Origin of the sequence: Glutamicibacter creatinolyticus (genome assembly GCF_006094275.1) — a bacterium.
In the GTDB taxonomy this organism is placed as follows: domain Bacteria; phylum Actinomycetota; class Actinomycetes; order Actinomycetales; family Micrococcaceae; genus Glutamicibacter; species Glutamicibacter creatinolyticus.
In genome coordinates this window covers 1,776,938-1,797,176 of sequence record NZ_CP034412.1, presented here as the reverse complement: position 1 = coordinate 1,797,176, position 20,239 = coordinate 1,776,938, and the positions used below count along the sequence as shown (strand labels likewise).

Below are 20,239 nucleotides of genomic sequence, written 5' to 3'. Positions count from 1 at the left end.
GCCCGGCGCTCCGGGTGCTGCTCAATTCGCGCGGGCGCGGTGGAAGGAGCGACGGCCCGGGCGGAGGTGGCGGTGGTGCCCGAGGCGGGGGCGGTGGCCGTTCGTCAGGCGGCGCAACTCGATCCGTGGGACGTGTGTCGCGCGCGGCCGGACGGGCCGGACGGCTGGCGCTTGCCTATTCGTCCGGTAACCGCGCGGCACTGCGCGAGGCGGGGCTCAATTATGACGAGTTACAGGCACTCGGCGATCCCGTCGCTATCGGGCTCAAGATCATTGAGACTGCCTTCGAGTCCCAGGCCGACAGTACGGTCGCAGATGCTGAGGAACGCGACATCGTCGCAAGCGTGGTCGAGTGGATCCTGGAGCACCCTGCCGACCGTCCGCCGACGCCAGAAGATGTCGTCAGGAAGTCTATCGAGACGACGATCGCGGAGACCGCACTGACCGAGGTGTCCTCGACGATGTACGCGAAGGACGCCAGCTTTGAGAAGCGTCGCGGCCTCGAGCGTCAGATTCGCGATGTCGCAGCGGAGTACGCGGCCCAGGCAACCCTGAACCCATTAGGTGCGACCGAACAGCAGATGGCGCAGGCTATTGAGAACGGCATTCGCGACATCGGGCAGATCTTCGGAGTCACGTCATGACCCGGCTCTTGCTCACCCTCTCCGAGGCTACTGCTGACGACGCCGTGCGGGATGGCACTTTCGACGAGGTGTTTCTGTGGACCCGGAGCGGCCGTACAACCTTCACAGGCGGCATCGATCCGCACCTGACCGGACTTGGCACGGTGAATCCGCGCAACGTTGACCTTGTCCGCATCGCCCTGGGGGTACTTGCCGCAGACCGCTCCGTACTTCGAGAGGCAGGTGGCTCGAGCTGGAACGCGAGGGAGTTCGAGCTCACTATCGAGGTGGGCGATCCCAGTGCCTGGGCGTCACATGCCGAGCAGCTGACCAGTACCGTCGGATTCCTATCGGGCGACCACTGGTCGTTCAGCTTCACACAGGCGCCTGATGCCCGTGAGGCTGGGCTTCCAATCGAGGAGCAGCACCACGACCGGACGGTACTCCTGAGCGGTGGTGCCGACTCTGCCGCTGGTGCGCTCCTGTCAGCGGTTGAGTTGGGCAAAGATCGCTCACAATCATTGGTGTCGCAATACAGCTCAACCGCGATCTCCCCGGTGCAGCAGGGTATCGTCGGCACGATCTTTGACCTGGTACCCGGCATCGGTCAGGTGCACCGCCAGTTCCACCTTCATCGTGGATCGAAGCGTCTGGACGGCTCATCGTTCCGAAGTGAAACCTCGACCCGTTCACGTTCGCTCCTCTTCCTGGCGCTGGGTCTGGCAGTTGCTGAACGCGCTGGATCGACACTCTGGATCCCAGAGAACGGCTTCGCCTCGCTCAACCCGCCACTCGGCCCCGACCGCCGAGGTGCGCTGTCGACGCACACCACCCACCCACGCTTCCTCCGCGAACTTTCATCGCTGATGCAGAGCGTGGGCGGACACGGCCTTATCGAGAACCCCTTCGAGACGCTCACCAAGGGCGAGATGTTCCGTCGCGTGGCAGACGCAGTCGGTGCCGAAGCCGCCTCGACCTACCTCAGCAACACCAACTCTTGCTCGCACACGGACGCGCGCTACAGCGGCGCGCCGGCAGGCTCGTCGTGTGGCGTGTGCTTCGGATGCCTCGTCCGACGTGCGGCCTTCATTGCCTCTGGAGTCCCCGACACGACCGTGTATCTCGTGAACGATCAGGGCGGTCGGTACAGCACGTTCGTCCGGCAGAAGTCCATCGTTGAGCCTCTCCGGGACTTCGTCGACAAGGGTGTTCGTGCACGCGACGTCATGGCGATGTCGCTGCCCAAGGACTATGCGCCGCAGGATGCGCTCGCCCTGCTGCATCGTGGGGTCGAGGAACTGCGAGGCCTCTTCTGATGTCTCCACAACTTCCCCCGCTCGATCTACACGCGCACATCAACCCGAAGACCAGTGCCGCAGAACTTGAGCGGCTCGGCGCAGTCGTGTTCGCAGCAACCAGGTCACTGTCCGAGTACGAGTCCGTTCGATCCCGCCGCGATCAGGTCACCATCTGGGGCGTAGGGTGCCATCCTGGGGTAGCTGCGGCGCATCGCGACTTCGACAAAGAGAAGTTCAGCTCACTGCTTCCCTCGACCGCGTTCGTGAGCGAGATCGGGCTGGACCGGCGTTCCAGAGTGTCTCTCGATGAGCAGGAACGGGTGTTCACGTCCATCCTGGAGGCAATGCAGGGCACGCCCCGTATTGCCTCCATACACAGCGCCGGACTGGCGGAGTGCGTCCTACATGCCCTCGAGCAGACACCGATCAAGGGTGCAGTGCTCCACTGGTGGCGCGGCACGCCCGCGCAGACCACTCGCGCGGTGGAACTCGGATGCTGGTTCTCGGTCAACGCGGCTGGGGCGCGGTTCCCGGCTGATGTCTCAAACATCCCGCTCGATCGGATACTCACAGAGACCGATCACCCGTCAGGGGATCGGGATTCGCCCGCTCCGCGCCAGCCAGGGGCGGTCATGAACGTCGAGCAGTCGCTGGCGGTTATCTACGGTATCCCTACCACGGCGATCCGAACGCAGGTATGGGCAAACTTCGCGAGGCTAGCACACGAGACCGGCACCGTAACCCTCCTCCCGCGCCCGGTGCAGCGAATGGTCGGGGCAGTTGGATAGGCCTCGGTCGAGTCAGAGCGACCGGGCCGAGTACGGTCGGCATGTGATGGCTCTGTCGGTCTTATCGTGCCTGCCAACTTTTGAATACGACGCGCCAAATAAAATAGGCGGGATGCTATGCAGCTATTGCTGCATAGCATCCCGCCTTGGGTGCTCAGGTGCGAGGCCGTGAGCACAGCACATCTCAGCATATGCCGGTAATGCGTTCACACAAGTCCGCGGCGCGGGCCTGTGCGGGTCAGCCACCGGCCGGAACCCCTGAATTCGTCTAGCCGCGAATCTGGGCGTTGCCGAGGATCCGGGCGTAGCCGGAGATCTGGACTTTGCCGCGAATCTGGGCTCTGTCGGAGATCTGGGCGTAGCCGAAGACAAAGACGTTGCCGGAGATCTGGGCGTTGCCGGAGATCCGGGCTTTGTCGAAGATCTGGGCGTTGCCGGAGATCCGGGCTTTGTCGAAGATCTGGGCATCGCCGAAGATCCGGGCGTTGCCGGAGATCCGGGCATTGCCGAAGACAAAGGCGTTGCCGGAGATCTGGGCGTTGCCGAGGACCACTGCCTCGCTGCCGATGTGGACCGTTGGGGCGACGTGGGCGGTCTGGGCGACCCAGCGACCGACGCTGTCGTCGAGGTTGATGTGGCGCTTGCAGAGCTGCCCTTGGACGAGCTTAGTGGCGTTGGGGTGCGTCATGATGGTGATCCTCTTGTGCTGCACCTCGTCCGGAGGTGTGCGGGGTCACCGAATTCAGGCAACCGGTACGCGTCCTTTGTGCAATGCGGTTATGCGAGGGGCGTGTGCCGGTTGCCTGAAGTGTTGACAGGCTGAACGCAAATTGGCAACGATCGTCCAGGAGAGCGCGATCTCAACCAGATATTGTTCATTATATCCTGTTTGTTAAAAATTTGTCAATACAGCGTACAAAATTTCGCGAAGCAGTGGACCATTGTAAGATCACATGTGCAAGCACATGAAGTGTCTCGGGTTCGCGGCAACGATGGCTTCGACTTAGAGCGAGCTTGTCGAGCTACCGTGAGTCCGCAGCGAGTCGACCACGAATGAAGAAGAATGCTGAGAAGCGAGTTGTCGTGTTCAGTGAGGTGCATGCGGAGCTAGATGTTGCTCGGGTGGCGCGGATCATTGTGGATGCTGCACATGAGCGAGCATTATCGTTTTCTGCCGTGGGCGTCACGAAGACGGACACCTCGCTCCCGGAGTCGGGATCGGATGGTGCTGGTGTTAAAGCCGAGTCGTTCGCCGACGCGGACCAGAGACTGTCCTGAAGCATAGAGCCGAACGGCTTCGTCGGTCTGTGCGTCATTCATGCCACGAGGCCGACGCGCAACGCCTGCTCGGTTGAGATGATCGATGACGGTAGTTTTACTGATCGAGAGAGCTTGAGCGACATCGACCACCCGCTCACCCGCCTGGTACCTGTCCACGATTTCCTGCTGGGTTCGAGTCGGAAGCTTGCGGTGTCCGCGAGGTAATGGTGAACGGAGTGGTAGAGCCTGTCCGAGGGAAGCTTGCGCTTCCGCTACCAGGCCATTGAGTTGACAAGTTGTCTCGTTTCGATTGCAGTAAGCCTTTAGGAGCCCCACCGAATAAGAGATGACGTCGGGTTTCCGGCGTCATCTTCTTTTTGCACAGGTATATAGCTAGGAATAGCAGAAGCTGCAGCTAAGTAGCTTATGCTCTCAACGCGCTGTGCCCCAGGATCTCGCAGGAAGCGATCTCCACGGGTCTAGTTCGGGCTCATGCTTAGAGAGAAGTGGGTAGCTGTGCGACGCCTTGCCTGAGGGCGCTGGCGCTGACGGGGTTTCGCCTAAACGACGAAAGCCCCTCATTCGCTCGTCGAAACCGGGGTTTGTCGTTTCCTGGCAGTTTTCTTGGTTTGGACCATTCAGCACGTCACCGCGAAGCTTTGTTCCGTACACTGTCGGCTGTACGAGTTTTAGGACCGCTTCTGTTCCTGGATCCGGTGGGCAAAATATCCGATTGTCCATCCGCCGATGCCAAAGAGCATGAATACGCCGATAGCTAGCGGTACGCTGAACCATCTGCTGAAGAGAAGCAGCGGCAACACGGTCACGAGCATCACAAAGAAATGCACGAGCGATCGTTTCGCGAGAGGCCACGAATCGATGTCATAGATGGGTATCGCAGCAATGGTCGCCGCTGCGATCAGTCCCGCAAACAAGGTGCCTCTCGACTGCATGGCATCCTCGATGAAGAACGCGAGGGTCACCATGATCACCCCTGTCACTGCGCCTGAAATAAGGAACGGCCTCGCCTGCTTCACGCTCCCCACCCTAGCGCCCCGCGCGGGTCGGCGGTAGCGATGAACGCGTTTTAGGTTCTCACGTCGTTGTCGTTGCAGCGTGGGCACTGGCCGATCTGGAGGGGCCATCCCTTCTTGCGTGGTTGCCCATTGCCCAGCATGTTCCTGGGCGCCGTGTTTGTCTCAAATCAGGCTGGCGCCTCATTCCTCGGGAAGCGGCTACCTCGTCTTACCCTGCTTGAGGAGCGAGGGACCAGTATGTGAGGCCTTTGAGGATGGCTTCACGTGGGAGCGAACCAATGATGCTGCGGATCAGTGCCGGCTAGTTTCGTGGACGATGTACCGCTAAGTATTTGCCGGGGGAGGCCTGGTGATTCCCGGTTCGCCTATGGTTCGAACCCCTTGGGCGAACGGGAAACTGGCGGCACAATCAAGAAGACCCGCCCTCACCAGTCATTGATGACCTCGTGAGGGCGGGTTTCTTAGCAGTGGAGCTAAGGGGAATCGAACCCCTGACCTTTTCATTGCGAACGAAACGCTCTACCAACTGAGCTATAGCCCCTGACTTAATCGAGACTACTCCTGTCACTTGGTAGTTACCAAATCGGTTTCCTGTCAGGTTCGATACTTACCGGATAGACGCCGCTCACGCCGCTCGCTCAGAATTTCCTGTTTGACTACGCATCGGCTGGAATTGGGTTCCTTCGCCTCGGTAGGGTGAACACAGGTGGGCGTGGACTGTGTGCCTACAGCAGGGGAGAAGGGGAAGCATGATCGAATTTCGTGCAGTACAGATGCAGTACCCGGGCGGCACCATTGCCGTGCGCGATTTCAGCTACACGATCCCCTCTCATAAGGTGATCGCCCTGGTTGGCTCCTCCGGCTGCGGCAAGACCACTTTGCTGCGGATGGTGAACCGGATGGTCGAGCCGACCTCCGGCAGTGTGCTGATCGATGACGAGAACGTGGCCGACGCCGATCCAGTGCGCCTGCGCCGCTCAATCGGCTACGTCCTGCAGGCCGGGGGCCTGTTGCCGCACCGGACCGTGCTGGAGAACATTGCCACCGTACCCATGCTCAACGGGACTGCCCGCCGTCAGGCGTTGGGCGAAGCTGAAGAGCTGCTTTCCCGGGTCGGCTTGGACCAGAAGATGGCCCAACGCTATCCGGGGCAGCTCTCGGGCGGGCAGCAGCAGCGCGTGGGAGTGGCTCGGGCCTTGGCCTCGGATCCGAACATCCTGCTGATGGATGAGCCGTTCGGCGCGGTTGACCCGATTGTGCGCCGTGAACTGCAGGACGAGCTGGCCCACCTGCAGCAGCAGCTGGGCAAGACCATCGTGCTGGTCACCCACGATATCGACGAGGCATTCCGGTTGGCCGACGAGGTGGTGATCCTGCGCGAGGGTGCCCAGATCGCCCAGGCGGGTTCACCCACCGAAATCCTCAGTGATCCGGCCGATGACTTTGTCCGCGAATTCACCGGTGCACACCGCGGCAGCCGCCAACTGAGCGAAAAGCTGGTGAACGGAACTCGGCTGGCGGTCGATGACCGGGGCCGGGCGGTAGGGGTGCTGCCTTCGTGAACTGGCTGAGCCATTCCTGGCCTTGGATCTTTGAGCTCACTGCACGCCACCTGGCACTGAGCGTGCCGGCCATCGTGCTCAGTGTGCTGATCGCGGTGCCGCTCGGGCGACTGGCGTACCGTCATCCGCGGTTGGGCGGAGCGTTGCTCTCGGCCGCGACCCTGCTTTACGCGATTCCGGCCCTTCCACTGCTGATCATCATTCCAGCACTCTTCGGGTTCTCATTGCGGTCCCCGGCGACGATTATCGTGGCGTTGACGCTGTACGGCATCGCATTGATGGTGCGTACCGCCGCTGATGCGTTTAATGCCGTGCCTGCTGAGGTGCGTCAGGCCGCGATGGCGATCGGCCATTCCCCGCGTCAGACGTTCTGGAAGGTGGAATTGCCGCTGGCTATCCCGGTGCTGATTTCCGGAATGCGGGTGGTGGTGGTCTCCACGGTGGGGCTGGTGACGATTGGGGCGCTGGTCGGCATCGCGAGCCTGGGCACCTTGTTCACGGACGGTTTCCAGCGTGGAATCACCGCCTCGGTGCTGACCGGGATTATCGCCACCGTCATCCTGGCCTTGGTGCTTGACGGGCTGGTGCTCCTGCTGGGTCGCATCGCCACCCCCTGGGCCTCCCAGCACGTGGCAATCAAGGCCCAGGACACCACCCGTGAGGTTAGCGCATGAGCTTGTTCTTGGATGCACTGCAGTGGCTCGCTGAGCCCGCCCACTGGTCGGGGGCGAATGGCATCGGCACCCGGCTGGGTGAACACGTTTTCATCACGCTGCTGGTGGTTGTGGTTGCCGCCGTCATTGCCCTGCCCGTCGGGATTGCCGTGGGACACACCGGCCGCGGCCGGACCCTGGTTGTGGGCGTTCTCGGAGCGGCACGTGCCGTACCCACGCTGGGGCTGCTCACCCTATTGGGGTTGTGGCTCGGGATTGGTTTGAAGGCTCCGGTCATCGCGCTGATCATCCTGGCGATTCCTTCACTCTTGGCGGGCGCCTACGCGGGGGTCGAATCGGCCAACCGCACCGTGGTGGATGCGGCCCGGGCGGTGGGCATGAGCGAAGGCCAGCTCATCCGCCGTGTCGAGCTGGCCCTGGGCGCTCCGGTCATCATCGGCGGCGTGCGCGCCGCAGTGCTGCAGGTCATTGCCACGGCAACCCTGGCGGCGTACACGGCCGACGTCGGGCTGGGCCGCTACCTGTTCGCCGGCCTGAAGACCAGGGATTACGCCCAGATGCTCGCCGGAGCCATTCTCGTCGCGGTGCTTGCCGTGCTGGCCGAGATCCTGTTGGCTATGTGGCAACGACGTGCACGGCGCAAAGCGAGCCCGGCGGCCCGTGAAAGACAGGAATCGGAGCTGTCCGGCAACGGCAGCCAGGTATAAGGAGAAGATCGAACCATGAGGAAAATGATCCGAACCGGAATCATCGGTTTGGCCGCAATGTTTGCGCTGGCCGGTTGCGGCTCCGGTGATCCACTGGATTCCGGCGAGTCCCCAGCCTCCGGGAAGGGCGAGCCGATTGTCATCGGCTCACAGGACTACTACTCCAGCGAAATCATTTCTGAAGTCTATGCCCAGGCACTGGAGGCCGAGGGCTACAGCGTGGACCGCCAGTTCCGCATTGGACAGCGTGAGGTCTACGTTCCGGAGCTGGAGTCCGGAGACATCGATCTTTTCCCGGAGTACACCGGTCCGCTGCTGCAGTACTGGGAGCCGGACACCGAGGCACGGCTGTCCGATGACGTCTATGAGTCATTGAAGAAGGCGGCCCCGGAGGGGCTGCGCGTGCTGGAACAGTCCCCGGCCACCGACCAGGACTCCTACACGGTCACCAAGGAGTTTGCCGAGCGTTGGGGAGTCGAGACAATTGACGACCTGGCCAAGGTCACCGAGCCAATGACCATGGGGGCGAATTCCGAGGCCGAGGAACGCCCCAACGGACCGAAGGGCCTGAAAGAAACCTACGGCGTCGATGTGGGCTTCACCCCGATCGAGGACAGCGGTGGCCCGCTGACCGTCAAGGCACTGAATGACGGTTCCATTCAGCTGGCCATCATCTACACAGCCGACCCAACCATCGCCCAGAACAAGCTGGTGTCGATCAAGGACACCAAAGGGCTGTTCCTGGCCTCCCACGTGGTCCCGCTGGCCAGTGACAACGTGGATCAGGGAGCAGAGGACGTGATCAACAAGGTCAGTGCCGCCATGCAACCCGAGGACCTGCTGAACATGAACCGGCGCAGTGTGGCGGACCAGTTGCCCGCCTCGGAGATCGCCCGAGAATGGCTGCGCAAGGCGGATCTGGGCTAGCTTCCCCTAGGCCACTGTCACAGGCCCTGACGAATCACCCCGCGGGTGGTTCGTCAGGGCCTTATGCGTTGGCCAACGAGCGAACGCGTGAGCCTGTGGCCGCGCTAGCTGCGGGCCTGAACGTCCTGGTCGGCCCCGCGCATGATCTTTTCCAGATCGTCTTCCTCGGGCACCGACAGGTAGCGCTCCAACGAGTCATTGAGCTCGCGCAACCACGGAGTGTGGTGCACGGCCGCCATGGTTCCGGTCATCACCGATGGGTACACCTGATCTCGGTAATTGAGGATGTTGTGCTGCTTGTCGTTCTTCCAGGACAGGAAGATGCGTGAAACCTCATCCAGATCGAACATCGGGTAATCGGTTTGCTCGATCAGATCCCGGATGTAGTCGGCCTGGAAATAAACCTCATCAGCGGCCGATTCCAGGCTGTGAAGCCGATCGAGCCAGGTCTCGATGCTGCGGCGCTGCTCGGCCTTCCCCGGCAGCTGCGCACGCCCCAGGATCACATCGCGCACGTACCACGCCTGGGCGTCAAACATGTTGAACGTGAACCACTGATCCTGCGAGCCGAGGTAGAACAACTTGTTGTTCGCTTCGCTGACCACCCCGCGGTACAGCGTATCCGGGTAGAGGTTGTTGGGGGAGGACAGCGCCAGGTGGGAAGGAAGAAACGGATAGTGGTGCAGGTAGCCGGTACACAGCACCACGGCATCGAAGCGCCGTGATTCGCCGTTGCTGAAGTGGGCGGTGGATCCTTCGAACCGCTCCACCAGCGGCAGTTCCTCCATGCCCTCTGGCCAGTCAAAGCCCATGGGGGCACTGCGGTAGCTCATGGTGACCGAGCGGGCACCCATCTTAAAGGTTTGCACCCCGATGTCTTCGGCAGAGTAGCTCGCACCGATCAGCAGGACATCCTTGTCGGCCAAGCCCTCCGCGCCGCGGAAGTCGTGGGCGTGCAGCAGCTGACCCGGGAAAGTCTCAATCCCCTCAAAGTCGGGAACATTTGGAAAACTGAAGTGTCCGGAACCGACAATCACCTGATCGAATTCACTGGTCTCGGTCGTACCCGATTTCAGGTCCTCAACGGTCAGGGTGAACTTCTGACTGCTTTCATCGAAGTCGATCCACCGTACGATCGTGCTGAAGCGGACAAACTGCTTCACCCCGGACTTTTCGGCGCGACCGTTGATGTAGTCCCACAGCACAGCGCGAGGCGGGTAGGAGGAAATCGGCCGACCGAAGTGTTCATCAAAGGTGTATTCTGCGAACTCCAGTGCTTCCTTCGGCCCGTTGGACCACAGATGCCGGTACATGCTTGAGTGCACCGGTTCACCGTGGCGGTCCAGCCCGGTTCGCCAGGTGAAGTTCCACTGCCCACCCCAGTCATCCTGCTTCTCGAAGCAGACGATTTCCGGGATTTCTGCTCCCTTTTTCTTCGCGGATTCGAACGCTCGAAGTTGCGCCATTCCGCTGGGTCCTGCACCGATAATTGCGACGCGTTGTGCCAATAGTACCTCTCCGGCTTAGAGCCTGATCTCATTCGTCGCGCGGCAAACCAAACAAAAAATCCGACTGATGTTCGCCGCGCGGAAGAACAGGCACCAGCCGCCATCTCGGCTAAACGCAACAAAAAGTGGTCACTTGCCGAGGAAAAATCTCACCAATTCTGGGAGCCAATTTCTTTCAGTCTAGCAGAAGTCGGCTCCGCACCTGCGGAAATATGCGCATGATCCATGCGGGCGACGCGCTGATCGACGTAGAAATTCCGTGCTGAGTAGGGCATTGACACCCTGTATTTGATAGGTGATCCACGGTATATGGACGAATATTCGGATAATGTTTTGGTGCAAATGTGTGGAATCAGATTACAGAATACGATTGAAATCCAGAACCTGCTGGAGCGCAATGCAGCTGACGAATGCCGGAGGGGTCCAGGCAATATTCCGTACCCGATTCTCAGATGGCACGCTGTCAAATTGGTGGCCTGATTTATCACGAATAGCGTCATGCTCCCGGCCTCCGGGGAAGGTCTTGCCCTGTGGGCATCCGGGCCCATGTCGCCCGTGCGCCATCTCTTGCTAAGCTCTGCTGCATGGTGGCCTGGGACGAATCACTCGAAGGCGTCCTGGTGCTGCCCAACGGCAGTATGGTCCGTGGGCTTCCCAGGCGAATCGCGTTCCAATTGACCCCACCGCCTGAGCTGCTGGTCCGCCTGGCTGGGCGCAGGCCGGTTCAGGATGATCCGCACCAACGATGGATCAAATGGCCGGATTTTCGGGCCCCCACCGACACCGGGCAAGCGCTCAACGAGCTGCGAACGGCGTTCGAGCGCTGCGCCGAGGAGCGGGTGCTCATTAGTTGCCGCGGAGGTATTGGACGTACCGGTACGGCGCTGACGGCCATGGTCATGCTTGCCGGGATGCGTTGCGGGTGCGCCGTCGAGTGGGTGAGGGAACGCTACTCTCCGCGCGCGGTCGAAACCGTGTTTCAGCGTCGCTGGCTGAGTACTGTGGACGATATTTTGTTCGCCTAGGAGCACCGTCGAGCGCGGCGATAAAGTTGGGGGACGGGCCCCAGACCGGGATCGTGAAGCAGCCACGGGTAACGTACGACGAGGAGAAACGGTGAGCGAGCACGGCATGACCAAACGGGACGAACTTCACCCGGGCAGCAGCATGGTGGCGATTCGGGACGAAATTCAGCGTCTTGAGGATCCTCGGATGCGGGCCGTCAATGAAAAGCAGGGCAATGACTTCGGCATCAACCTGACCAAATTGCGGGCGATGGCGAAGACCCTGAAAACGAACCAGGAGCTGGCCGAGGAGCTCTGGCAAAGCGGGGAGAGCACCATGCGGCTGCTGGCGCTCCTCATCTGCCGCCCCAAGGCCTTCAGCCAGGAGCAGCTCGATGCTTGGCTGCGCGAGGCCAGGGTTCCCAAGGTGCAGGACTGGTTGCTGAACTACGTGGTGAAGAAGGGCAAGTTCCTCGAACCGCTGCGGCAGTTGTGGATCGCGGACCGCGATCCCGTAACTGCCAGCGCAGGCTGGGAGCTGACGGCCCACCAGGTCATCAAGGCCCCACAACTGCTGGACCTTGCGGCCTTGTTGGACACCATCGAGGAGCAGATGGCTGCCGCGCCAGAACGTCTGCAGTGGTCCATGAACACCACACTGGCCCAGATCGGCATCAACCACCCAGAGCACCGCGAACGGGCCCTGGCCATCGGAAACAGTCTGCAGGTCCTAGCCGACTACCCCACCTCCCCGGGCTGCACCTCACCGTTCGCCCCGGAATGGATCAACGAAATGGTGCGCCGCCAACAAGCCGCGGCCCAATAATCCCGGCGCCCCGCATCTGCGGCCTCACCCGTCCCACACATGCAGAAAGGCCCCACCGCAATTTGCGATGGAGCCTTCAGCAATTCACCTGTTGGGAATCGACAGCTAGGCGACGTTCTGTGGCTGACGGTTGCGGTAGCTGAGCTTGGAGACCAGCCAAAGCAGACCGGTCAACCCCAGGGTCAGCAGCAACTGGGTGCGCGCGGTCGCGTCAGTCATTGCAATGCCCACCACGGCCGCCATCGCCGCAATGGTGGCCAACGACAGGTACGGGAAGCCCCACAGGCGCAGCGGCATCTGCAGGTTCTCGCGATCTGCCCGGCGGCGCAGCACGAACTGGGTCACCGCAATGAACGACCAAATCACGATGATGGTTGAGCCGACCACGTTCAGCAGCAGCGGCATGACCGCATCGGGCCAGATCCAGTTCAGGCCCACCGCAATGAACGAGAAGGACACCGACCAGACCACCGCGTTGGCCGGAACACCCTTGCCGGTCACGTGGGTGACTGCGGTGGGGGCCATCTTGCGGGTACCCAGCGAGTAGAGCATGCGCGAGGCGCCGTAGATGTTCGCGTTCATGGCCGAGAGCAGGGCCACCACGATCAGCAGCGACATCATCAGTTCGACCCCCGGCACGTGGAGCACCGACAGCACGGCGGCGAACGGGCCCTCGACAATCTCCGGTGAGTTCCATGGCAGCACGGCCACGATCACGATGATCGAACCGAGGTAGAAGAACAGGATGCGCAGCATCACCTGCGAGACGGTGCGCTTGATGTTGCCGGCCGGGTCATCGGACTCGGCCGCCGCGATCGAAACGACCTCGGTACCGCCAAAGGAGAAGATCACGATCAGCAGCGCCGCGGCGATGCCAGCCATGCCGGCTGGTGCGAACCCGCCATGGGCGGTGAAGTTTGCGAAGCCAATGGGCTGGTTGATGGGGATCACGCCCACGATCACCAGGGCACCGAGCACCAGGAAGGCCAGGATGGCGGCGACCTTGATGAACGCGAACCAGAATTCGAACTTGCCGTAGTTGCCCACGCCCAGCAGGTTGATGCCGGTGAACAGCACCACGAAGGCCAGTACCCACGCCCACTGGGGGATGCCGGGGAACCAGATCACCAGCATCGCGGCGGCGCCGGTGGCTTCGGCGGCAATCACCACCACCAGCTGGATCCAGTACAGCCAGCCCACGGTGCTGCCGGCACTGCGGCCCAGGGCCTTGTGCGCGAACGTGCTGAAGGCACCGGCGGACGGGTTGGCGGCCACCATTTCGGCGAGCATGGCCATGATGACAATGACAATCGTCCCGGCCAGCAGGTAGGAGATCAGCACGGCGGGCCCTGCGATGGAGATCGCCTGGCCCGAGCCGACGAACAGACCCGCGCCGATGGCCCCGCCCAGGCCCATCATGGAAATCTGGGAGCGGGTCAGACCCGAATGCAGCGCATTGGAGTCAGTGCTCTTGGTGGTGGTCCTGTGTTTCACATCAGCCCCGTTCATGCGTTGACCCCGGACAGTTTGGGAGCCAGGGCGGCCAGCACCCGGTCCACGTCCTCGGCGGTCCCCGAGGAAATCCGCAGCCCCTCGCCCGGGAAGGCGCGCACAACCACACCGCCGGCGTCCAGGGTTGCCTCCAGCTCACTGGTGCCCTCACCGGCCGGTACCCACACGAAGTTCGCCTGGGACGGCACGGCCGGGTAACCGGCGGCGATCAGGCCCTGGTAGAGCCGCTCACGCTGTTCAACGACCTCGTTGATCCGCAGCGCCAGTTCGTCCTCGGCGGCCAGGGAGGCCACCGCCGCGGCCTGGGCCAGGTTGGTCACGCCGAACGGGACGGCGACTTTGCGCAGGTTTTCAGCCACCGGCTCTGGGCTGATCGCGTAGCCGATGCGCAGACCCGCCAGGCCGTAGGCCTTGGAGAAGGTGTGCAGCACGGCCACGTGCGGGTACTTGGCGAATAGGGCCAGCCCGTCGGCTCGAACCTCTGAACGGTCAAAATGCACGTACGCCTCATCGATGACCACCAGCACATTGCGCGGAACGGCGGCGACGAACTTCTCAAGCGCCTCGGCCTCCAAGACGGTGCCCGTCGGGTTGTTCGGGTTGCAGATGAAAATCAGACGGGTGCGGTCGGTGATGGCATCGAGCATGGCCGGCAGGTCATGGCCGTAGTTCTCATCCAACGGCACCTGCACCGGCACGGCGCCGGAAACGCGGACCAGGGAGGGGTAGGCCTCAAAGGAGCGCCAGGCGAACATCACTTCGTCGCCGGGACCGGCGACTGCGTGGATCAGCTGGGCTGCCACCTCCACCGAACCGGAGCCCAGGGTGATGTTCTGCGGCTGGACGCCGTTCTTTTGCGCCAGCGCGGCAATGACGTCGGTCGCCCCCATGTTCGGGTAGCGGTGAATCATGTCCAGCTCCTGGCCCACCGCCTTGACGACCGAGGGCAGCGGAGGGTGCGGAGATTCATTCGAGGAAAGCTTGGAGGCTCCCGGGGCGGCAGCCTTTCCCTGACGGTAGGCAGGTACCAGCTCCAGGCCTGGGCGGTGGTGGATGGTCATGACATTCCTCTCTGAATGGAACATGCGCCCTCCCGGTGGCCGCGGTGGCGGCGGTACGGGCAGTGGCAGGTGGGAAGCGTTTGGACGCGGCCGCGAGACTAGGACATCAACCAGTGCCGGGCCGGGGGATGACTGCCGTATCGGTGCCGCGCGCCAACGCGGACACCAAATGTGGTCGAGAGCTGGAATTGCGTGCTCATTCCCCGGATTCTGATCCTCGTGCTTGGCCGTAATTAAAGCCCTGTTCGGTGAACAGGATCACGAACTGTGATGGTAGAAGTCTCATTGCGCCCACTGCAAGTGGTGCGCACCACACTGTGCGAATTGGCCAACTTCTGGCTACGGCGGAGGTATTTCACTATACAGACTGTATAGCTAGAACCTGTTAATCTTCCCGGTCTGCCTGAGCCTGGACGAGCGGGAGGGTGCGGCCCTGAAAATGCTCGCGCAGGGCCAGCGCGGAGGAGGTTCGGGCGACCCCCGGCACCTGCGCAATGCGGTCGAAGACATCCTGAAGTTCCGAGGCGTTGCGCGCCACGACCCGCAGCTGCAGGTCAAAGTCGCCGGTGACCGTGTACATGTCCATAATTTCCGGGATGCTGCGCGCCAGGGCACCGGTGACCCGCTCGTGTCCGAACTTCTGGTTGATCTCCACGGAGCAGAATGCCACCAGCTGGTATTCGAAACCGGCCGGCTGGATCCGTGGAACGATCGCCTCGATGACCCCGTTGTCCTGGAGTCGGGACAGGCGGCTGGTCACGGTTCCGCGGGCGACCCCCAGCCGACGAGCGCACTCCATGGCTGGCAGCATGGGGGAGTCGGTGAGTAATTGGATCAGCTGGGCATCCAATCGATCAAGTCGCACGGGGTCGGTCCTCGCAGTTGGTGGCTTGGGTCTCACCCCAGATTACCGTTCCGGTGGGAAAGTCCTCTCCCGAATAGCGCGTGGGCTGCATTCTCTGCACCGCTCGGTGGGGTCTCTGGCCCTGGGTCAGGGGCGAAGGGCCGCCCCGGCCATGTCTCAATGTCATCCATGGGTTACTGTGACGTAATCTACATAGAAGGTGATGCCCGGCTCCGCCAGGCGTAGACGCCTGCGACAAGATCCGCTGATCGAAAGCGGGGGAAGGACTGAGGATGAATCACCAAGACTCCTTGGAATCGGTGCGGGGGATGACGGTGCTGATCACCGGTGCCGCCCAAGGCATGGGCGCCATCTTTGCCCGGACGGCCGCGGCGGAGGGGGTTCAGTCACTGTTCCTCTGGGACATCAATGAAGAATTGCTGCAGTGCACCGCCGATGAGTTGCGCCAGCAGCATCCGCAGGTGACAATCCATGCTCAAGTGGTCGACTTGAGCAGTCGCGCATCGATCGAGCGCGCCGCCGAGAAGGTACGCCACCATGGTGGGGTGCAAGTGCTCATCAACAATGCCGGGGTCGTGACCGGCGGAGCCTTCACGGACCAGGAGCCCGACCACATTGAGGCCACCCTTGCGGTGAACACCCTAGCTCCGATGTACCTGGCCTCCCACTTCCTTCCCGGGATGCTGGCCAGCCGCGGCCCGGGGCGGATCCTGACGATCGCCTCGGCGGCGGCCCTGGTCTCCAACCCGAACATGAGCGTTTACGCGGCCTCCAAGGCGGCTGTGTTGACCTGGAGCGATTCGGTTCGTTTGGAGTTGGAGCGGGCCCGGGCACACCAGGTGAAGATCACTTCATTCTGCCCCACCTATGTCTCCACGGGGATGTTCGCCGGGGTCAACAAGATGCTGTTCACGCCGATTTTGTCCCCAGAACAGGTTGCGAGGAAGGCGTGGGAAGCGATGCTGCGTGGCACCCCGATTGTGTTAATGCCGTGGACAAGCAAGCTGGGCCAAGTGCTGCGTGGGCTGCTGCCCACTTCGCTGTGGGACCGGCTGGCCGGAGGGCCGCTGGGAATCTACCGGTCCATGGATGGCTTTACCGGCCGCACCGCCGCTCAGAGCAAAGCCCGACCGGACGGCAGAGGCTGATCCCTGGCTGTCCCGGCTCGGTGGGCAGCGATTTTCCCTCAGAGGGTACCGGCCTTTCGGCGTTCTCGGTAGGCTAAGGACTGCGCAGGTCCGGGCCTTGCAGCCCGCGGCCCGATGGCGTCAGGAGGGCTGGCGTTTGTTCAACAGGCCTGTGGTCGGGAAAGCCGGGAGGCAGCAATGGCCCATATCGTTCCAAATATTTGGTGCAACGGCAATGCGCAGGAAGTCGGGGATTTCTACGCAGGGATTTTTCCGCGCACCACCAGTGAGGTTGAGTCGCGGTACCCGAACCAGGGCCTGCTGGACTTCCAGCAACCGTTGGCAGGGGAACCGCTGACGGTCGCCGTTGATGTCAACGGCACAAAGATTACCCTGGTGAACGCCGATGACAATTTTCGGCCCAATCCCGCCATTTCCTTCACCGCCAATTTCCACCCGGCGTTCTTCGGGGGAGATCCGGGACAAACCCAGACCGCGCTGGACCAGGCATGGCAGCGGCTGAGCGAGGGCGGACAGGTCATGATGGAGCTGGACGAGTATGAGTTCAGTCCCCGGTACGGGTGGGTGGAGGACCGCTACGGGGTGAGCTGGCAGTTGACCCTGGCGGCACAGGGGGAGACGGTGCCCCAGTTCTTGACTCCGTGCCTCATGTTCTGCGGACCGGCCCAGAACCAGGCCGCCGAAGCCGCGGACTTCTACGTGGCCACTTTCAGCGACAGCAAGCCGGGGCAGCGCTTCCACTATCCCGAGGCCAATCCGCCGGTCACCACGGAGTCGGTGATGTACAGCGACTTCACTCTCAAGGGTCAGACGTTCTCGGCCATGGATTCCGGAGTGGAGATGGCTTTTACCTTCACGCCCGGAGTTTCCCTGGAAGTTGCCTGCCGTGACCAGTTTGAAATCGACGCGCTCTGGGAGGCGCTCTCGGCCGTCCCTGAGGCTGAGCAATGCGGCTGGTTGACCGACAGGTTCGGTGTCAGCTGGCAGATTGTCCCCCAGAACATGGGGGAGCTGATGCAACGGCCCGGTGCGTTCGAAAAACTCATGGGGATGAAGAAGATTGTGATCGACGAATTCTAGATGCCGTTCTTGACCGATCTGTGAAGAAAGGGAGACTTCCCGGTTCCGGCAGGCGGGCAGAATGGCTAGGGTCCAGCACGCACGGTGCGGCTGGACCCAGCATGACGCCGACCTGAGCGAGTTGTGGCTGACGTCCGGTACTTGAGTCATTTGCGAACAAATGGCTCCCCCATGTGTACCACTCACTTCTAAGTGTTCCTCAAATTGTGGAGAAAACCGTGGTCAGCGGAATATTCACCCCACAAATCACCCCTGTCACCCTCAATGTGACAGAAAGCGCCGACTCAGCGTTGGCGTTGCACTCGCTGCTCATCCCATACCGGGGTGTCGGACTCGTAGATCCGTCCGTCGGCCCCAAACACCCAGAACCGATCGAAGGACCTGGCAAACCAGCGGTCGTGGGTTACGGCCACCACCGTGCCCTCGAAGGCGTTGATGGCGCGTTCCAGTGCTTCCCCGGAATGCAGGTCCAGGTTGTCGGTGGGCTCATCGAGCAGCAACAGGGTGGCACCGGATAACTGCAGCAGCAGAATCTGGAAGCGTGCCTGCTGCCCACCGGAGAGGGATTCGAACTTTTGCTCCGACTGTCCGGCCAGGCCGTAGCCGTCAAGGGCGGCGGCTGCGGCTTCGCGGGGCAGCCCGCTGCGGTGCTCGTCGCCGCGATGCAGGATCTCCAGCAGCGTGCGGCCGAACAGATCCGGGCGCGTGTGCGTCTGGGCGAAGTAGCCAGGGCGGATTCGTGCCCCAAGTTTCACCGTGCCCGCATGGTTGACCGGAGCGATCTCGACGTCCGAGACCGGGAGGTGTTCGCGTTCTGGATCAGTGCCACCGGAGGCGAGCAACCGCAGGAAGTGGGATTTGCCCGACCCATTGGATCCCAGAATGGCCACCCGGTCGCCAAACCAGATCTCGTTGCTGAAGGGTTTCATCAGGCCCGTGAGTTCCAGCCGCTCGGCCACCACGGCACGCTTGGCGGTCCGCCCGCCCTTGAGGCGCATCTGCACGTTTTGTTCCAGCGGAATTGCCTGCGGGGGACCGTCCTGCAGGAACTTTTCCAGCCGGGTTTGTGCCGCGTGATAGCGGTTGGCCATGTCCGAACGGAACGCGGCCTTCGTCTTGTACATGTTCACCAGCTCCTTGAGCTTGGCATGCTCCTCGTCCCAGCGCTTGCGCAGCTCTTCGAAGCGTTCGTTGCGTTCGCGGCGGGCCTCGACATAACTGCCGAAGGAGCCGCCATGCACCCACGCCGTGGCGCCGCTGTGCCCGGGTTCAAGGGTGGCAATCCGAGTGGCGGCGTTATCCAGCAGCTCCCGGTCGTGGCTGATGAACAGCACCGTCTTCGCCGATTCGTTCAGCCGCTGCTCCAACCACTGTTTCCCCGGCACATCCAGATAGTTATCCGGTTCATCAAGCAGCAACAGGTCATCGGGTCCGGCAAACAACGCCTCCAGAACCAGACGCTTTTGCTCACCGCCGGAGAGCGTGGAGGCCAGGCGTCCTGCCGCCGCATCGAATTCCACCCCCAGAGCGGCCATGCAGACCTTGTCCCAGGCGGTTTCCAGCTCATATCCGCCGGCGTCACCCCATTCGATGATCGCCTCGGCGTACTTCATGTGGACTTTTTCGTCTTCCGACTCCAGCATTTTGGCTTCCAGGGTGGCCACCCGCTCGGCAATGGCCGACAGCTGCGGTGTGGCGGTGGAAAGCAGCAGATCCCGCACGGTGCTTTCGTCGCGGACTTGGCCGATGAACTGACGCATGATACCGAGGCTTCCGGAACGGCTGACCGCGCCGTCATCGGCTTTGAGGTCTCCGGCGATGATCTTGAACAGCGTCGTCTTGCCGGTGCCGTTGGGGCCGATCAGGGCCGTTTTGGAACCTTCGGTGACCTTGAAGCTGACCCCGCCAAGGAGTTGGGTGCCGTCGGAAAGGAAGTACTGGATGTCGGATACGTCGATGTGTGCCACCGCTCCATCCTATCGACGCGTCGGCGTCCTTCGTTCATGCGGCCATCGCCTGCGGTGCCATCGCCGGTTGATCGTCGGCGTTTCGGAGCCATCGGGCATGGTTGTCAACATCCATTGACGGCCGTGGCAAGCCGTGTCACCTTTAATTCACAACTTGGCAGAAGGGTACAGGGAAATGAAAACGGATCTGCGCCAGGATGACGGACGGGACCCCATCCGGGAGCTGGGTGACATCGTGGCCCAGAAAAAGGAGCTGGCCCGTCGTGAGGCCGCCGCGGTTCGCAGCGCCCGCACCGCGGGGATGAGCTGGTCGGGGATCGCGACGGTTTTGGGCATTAGCCGACAGGCGGCACACCGGAAGTACGGAAAGAAATAGGGGCCCGGGACGCTTT

19 protein-coding genes and 1 tRNA gene are annotated in these 20,239 nt (G+C 62.1%); 12 read left to right on the top strand and 8 right to left on the bottom strand.

Going from position 1 to position 20,239, the window contains the following annotated elements; all coding sequences use genetic code 11:
• Window positions 1-125: 125 nt before the first annotated feature.
• Genes GcLGCM259_RS15375 through GcLGCM259_RS08190 form a run of 3 tightly spaced genes read left to right on the top strand, consistent with a single transcriptional unit; the run spans window position 126 to window position 2,709 of the window.
• Window positions 126-644, top strand: coding sequence for a hypothetical protein (locus GcLGCM259_RS15375; RefSeq protein WP_217496522.1), 519 nt, complete (start codon window positions 126-128; stop codon window positions 642-644).
• Entirely contained in the window at window positions 641-1,939 is a 1,299-nt protein-coding gene (locus tag GcLGCM259_RS08195; protein ID WP_138926306.1) for an adenine nucleotide alpha hydrolase family protein, read from the top strand. The genes GcLGCM259_RS15375 and GcLGCM259_RS08195 overlap by 4 nt, the downstream gene beginning before the upstream one ends.
• On the top strand, window positions 1,939-2,709 hold the full coding sequence (locus GcLGCM259_RS08190) for a TatD family hydrolase (RefSeq protein WP_138926305.1): 771 nt from the start codon (window positions 1,939-1,941) through the stop codon (window positions 2,707-2,709). The genes GcLGCM259_RS08195 and GcLGCM259_RS08190 overlap by 1 nt, the downstream gene beginning before the upstream one ends.
• Before the next feature lie 268 nt (window positions 2,710-2,977).
• Here GcLGCM259_RS08190 and GcLGCM259_RS08185 read toward each other — a convergent pair whose 3' ends face one another.
• The 3 genes from GcLGCM259_RS08185 to GcLGCM259_RS08175 form a co-directional block, all read right to left on the bottom strand.
• Window positions 2,978-3,397: an LbetaH domain-containing protein gene (locus GcLGCM259_RS08185; RefSeq protein WP_138926304.1), complete on the bottom strand. Its 420-nt coding sequence runs from the start codon at window positions 3,395-3,397 to the stop codon at window positions 2,978-2,980.
• A gap of 1,261 nt (window positions 3,398-4,658) precedes the next feature.
• Entirely contained in the window at window positions 4,659-5,006 is a 348-nt protein-coding gene (locus GcLGCM259_RS08180) for a DUF3021 family protein (protein ID WP_175419362.1), read from the bottom strand.
• Between the two features lie 468 nt (window positions 5,007-5,474).
• Window positions 5,475-5,547: transfer RNA gene (locus GcLGCM259_RS08175), tRNA-Ala, on the bottom strand.
• A 208-nt stretch (window positions 5,548-5,755) separates the two neighbouring features.
• Here GcLGCM259_RS08175 and GcLGCM259_RS08170 point away from each other — a divergent pair.
• The 4 genes from GcLGCM259_RS08170 to GcLGCM259_RS08155 are packed head-to-tail and all read left to right on the top strand — an operon-like array spanning window position 5,756 to window position 8,876.
• A complete protein-coding gene (locus GcLGCM259_RS08170) occupies window positions 5,756-6,568 on the top strand; it encodes an ABC transporter ATP-binding protein (RefSeq protein ID WP_138926302.1) in 813 nt (270 codons plus the stop codon).
• Window positions 6,565-7,242 (top strand): ABC transporter permease, encoded by a 678-nt coding sequence (locus tag GcLGCM259_RS08165; RefSeq protein ID WP_138926301.1) that lies wholly within the window; start codon window positions 6,565-6,567, stop codon window positions 7,240-7,242. Before GcLGCM259_RS08170 ends, GcLGCM259_RS08165 begins: the two co-directional genes overlap by 4 nt.
• Complete coding sequence (locus GcLGCM259_RS08160; RefSeq protein ID WP_138177646.1) at window positions 7,239-7,949, top strand: ABC transporter permease; 711 nt, start codon at window positions 7,239-7,241, stop codon at window positions 7,947-7,949. Before GcLGCM259_RS08165 ends, GcLGCM259_RS08160 begins: the two co-directional genes overlap by 4 nt.
• A gap of 15 nt (window positions 7,950-7,964) precedes the next feature.
• Complete coding sequence (locus tag GcLGCM259_RS08155) at window positions 7,965-8,876, top strand: ABC transporter substrate-binding protein (RefSeq protein ID WP_138177644.1); 912 nt, start codon at window positions 7,965-7,967, stop codon at window positions 8,874-8,876.
• A 104-nt stretch (window positions 8,877-8,980) separates the two neighbouring features.
• On the opposite strand, the gene GcLGCM259_RS08150 is transcribed toward GcLGCM259_RS08155, so the two are convergent.
• Window positions 8,981-10,342, bottom strand: a complete 1,362-nt coding sequence (locus GcLGCM259_RS08150) for a trimethylamine monooxygenase (RefSeq protein ID WP_246049478.1) — start codon at window positions 10,340-10,342, stop codon at window positions 8,981-8,983.
• Window positions 10,343-10,968: 626 nt separating this feature from the next.
• Here GcLGCM259_RS08150 and GcLGCM259_RS08145 point away from each other — a divergent pair.
• Entirely contained in the window at window positions 10,969-11,409 is a 441-nt protein-coding gene (locus GcLGCM259_RS08145) for a protein-tyrosine phosphatase family protein (protein WP_138926299.1), read from the top strand.
• Window positions 11,410-11,551: 142 nt separating this feature from the next.
• Window positions 11,552-12,214: a DNA alkylation repair protein gene (locus GcLGCM259_RS08140; protein ID WP_246049872.1), complete on the top strand. Its 663-nt coding sequence runs from the start codon at window positions 11,552-11,554 to the stop codon at window positions 12,212-12,214.
• Between the two features lie 105 nt (window positions 12,215-12,319).
• On the opposite strand, the gene GcLGCM259_RS08135 is transcribed toward GcLGCM259_RS08140, so the two are convergent.
• The 3 genes from GcLGCM259_RS08135 to GcLGCM259_RS08125 form a co-directional block, all read right to left on the bottom strand.
• Window positions 12,320-13,708, bottom strand: a complete 1,389-nt coding sequence (locus GcLGCM259_RS08135; protein ID WP_246049476.1) for an amino acid permease — start codon at window positions 13,706-13,708, stop codon at window positions 12,320-12,322.
• Between the two features lie 11 nt (window positions 13,709-13,719).
• Window positions 13,720-14,787 carry a histidinol-phosphate transaminase gene (hisC, locus tag GcLGCM259_RS08130; RefSeq protein ID WP_138926297.1) on the bottom strand — a complete coding sequence of 356 codons (1,068 nt, stop codon included), beginning with the start codon at window positions 14,785-14,787 and terminating at the stop codon, window positions 13,720-13,722.
• Window positions 14,788-15,172: 385 nt separating this feature from the next.
• Entirely contained in the window at window positions 15,173-15,652 is a 480-nt protein-coding gene (locus GcLGCM259_RS08125; protein ID WP_138177634.1) for an Lrp/AsnC family transcriptional regulator, read from the bottom strand.
• Between the two features lie 308 nt (window positions 15,653-15,960).
• Here GcLGCM259_RS08125 and GcLGCM259_RS08120 point away from each other — a divergent pair, with 308 nt between their 5' ends.
• Together GcLGCM259_RS08120 and GcLGCM259_RS08115 are read left to right on the top strand one after the other, a co-directional pair.
• Complete coding sequence (locus GcLGCM259_RS08120; protein ID WP_246049473.1) at window positions 15,961-16,800, top strand: SDR family NAD(P)-dependent oxidoreductase; 840 nt, start codon at window positions 15,961-15,963, stop codon at window positions 16,798-16,800.
• A gap of 114 nt (window positions 16,801-16,914) precedes the next feature.
• Window positions 16,915-17,880, top strand: a complete 966-nt coding sequence (locus GcLGCM259_RS08115; RefSeq protein ID WP_246049471.1) for a VOC family protein — start codon at window positions 16,915-16,917, stop codon at window positions 17,878-17,880.
• Between the two features lie 284 nt (window positions 17,881-18,164).
• On the opposite strand, the gene GcLGCM259_RS08110 is transcribed toward GcLGCM259_RS08115, so the two are convergent.
• On the bottom strand, window positions 18,165-19,847 hold the full coding sequence (locus tag GcLGCM259_RS08110; RefSeq protein ID WP_138926295.1) for an ATP-binding cassette domain-containing protein: 1,683 nt from the start codon (window positions 19,845-19,847) through the stop codon (window positions 18,165-18,167).
• A 175-nt stretch (window positions 19,848-20,022) separates the two neighbouring features.
• On the opposite strand from GcLGCM259_RS08110, the gene GcLGCM259_RS08105 reads away from it, so the two are divergent.
• A complete protein-coding gene (locus GcLGCM259_RS08105) occupies window positions 20,023-20,223 on the top strand; it encodes a hypothetical protein (protein ID WP_054820736.1) in 201 nt (66 codons plus the stop codon).
• Window positions 20,224-20,239: the final 16 nt, after the last annotated feature.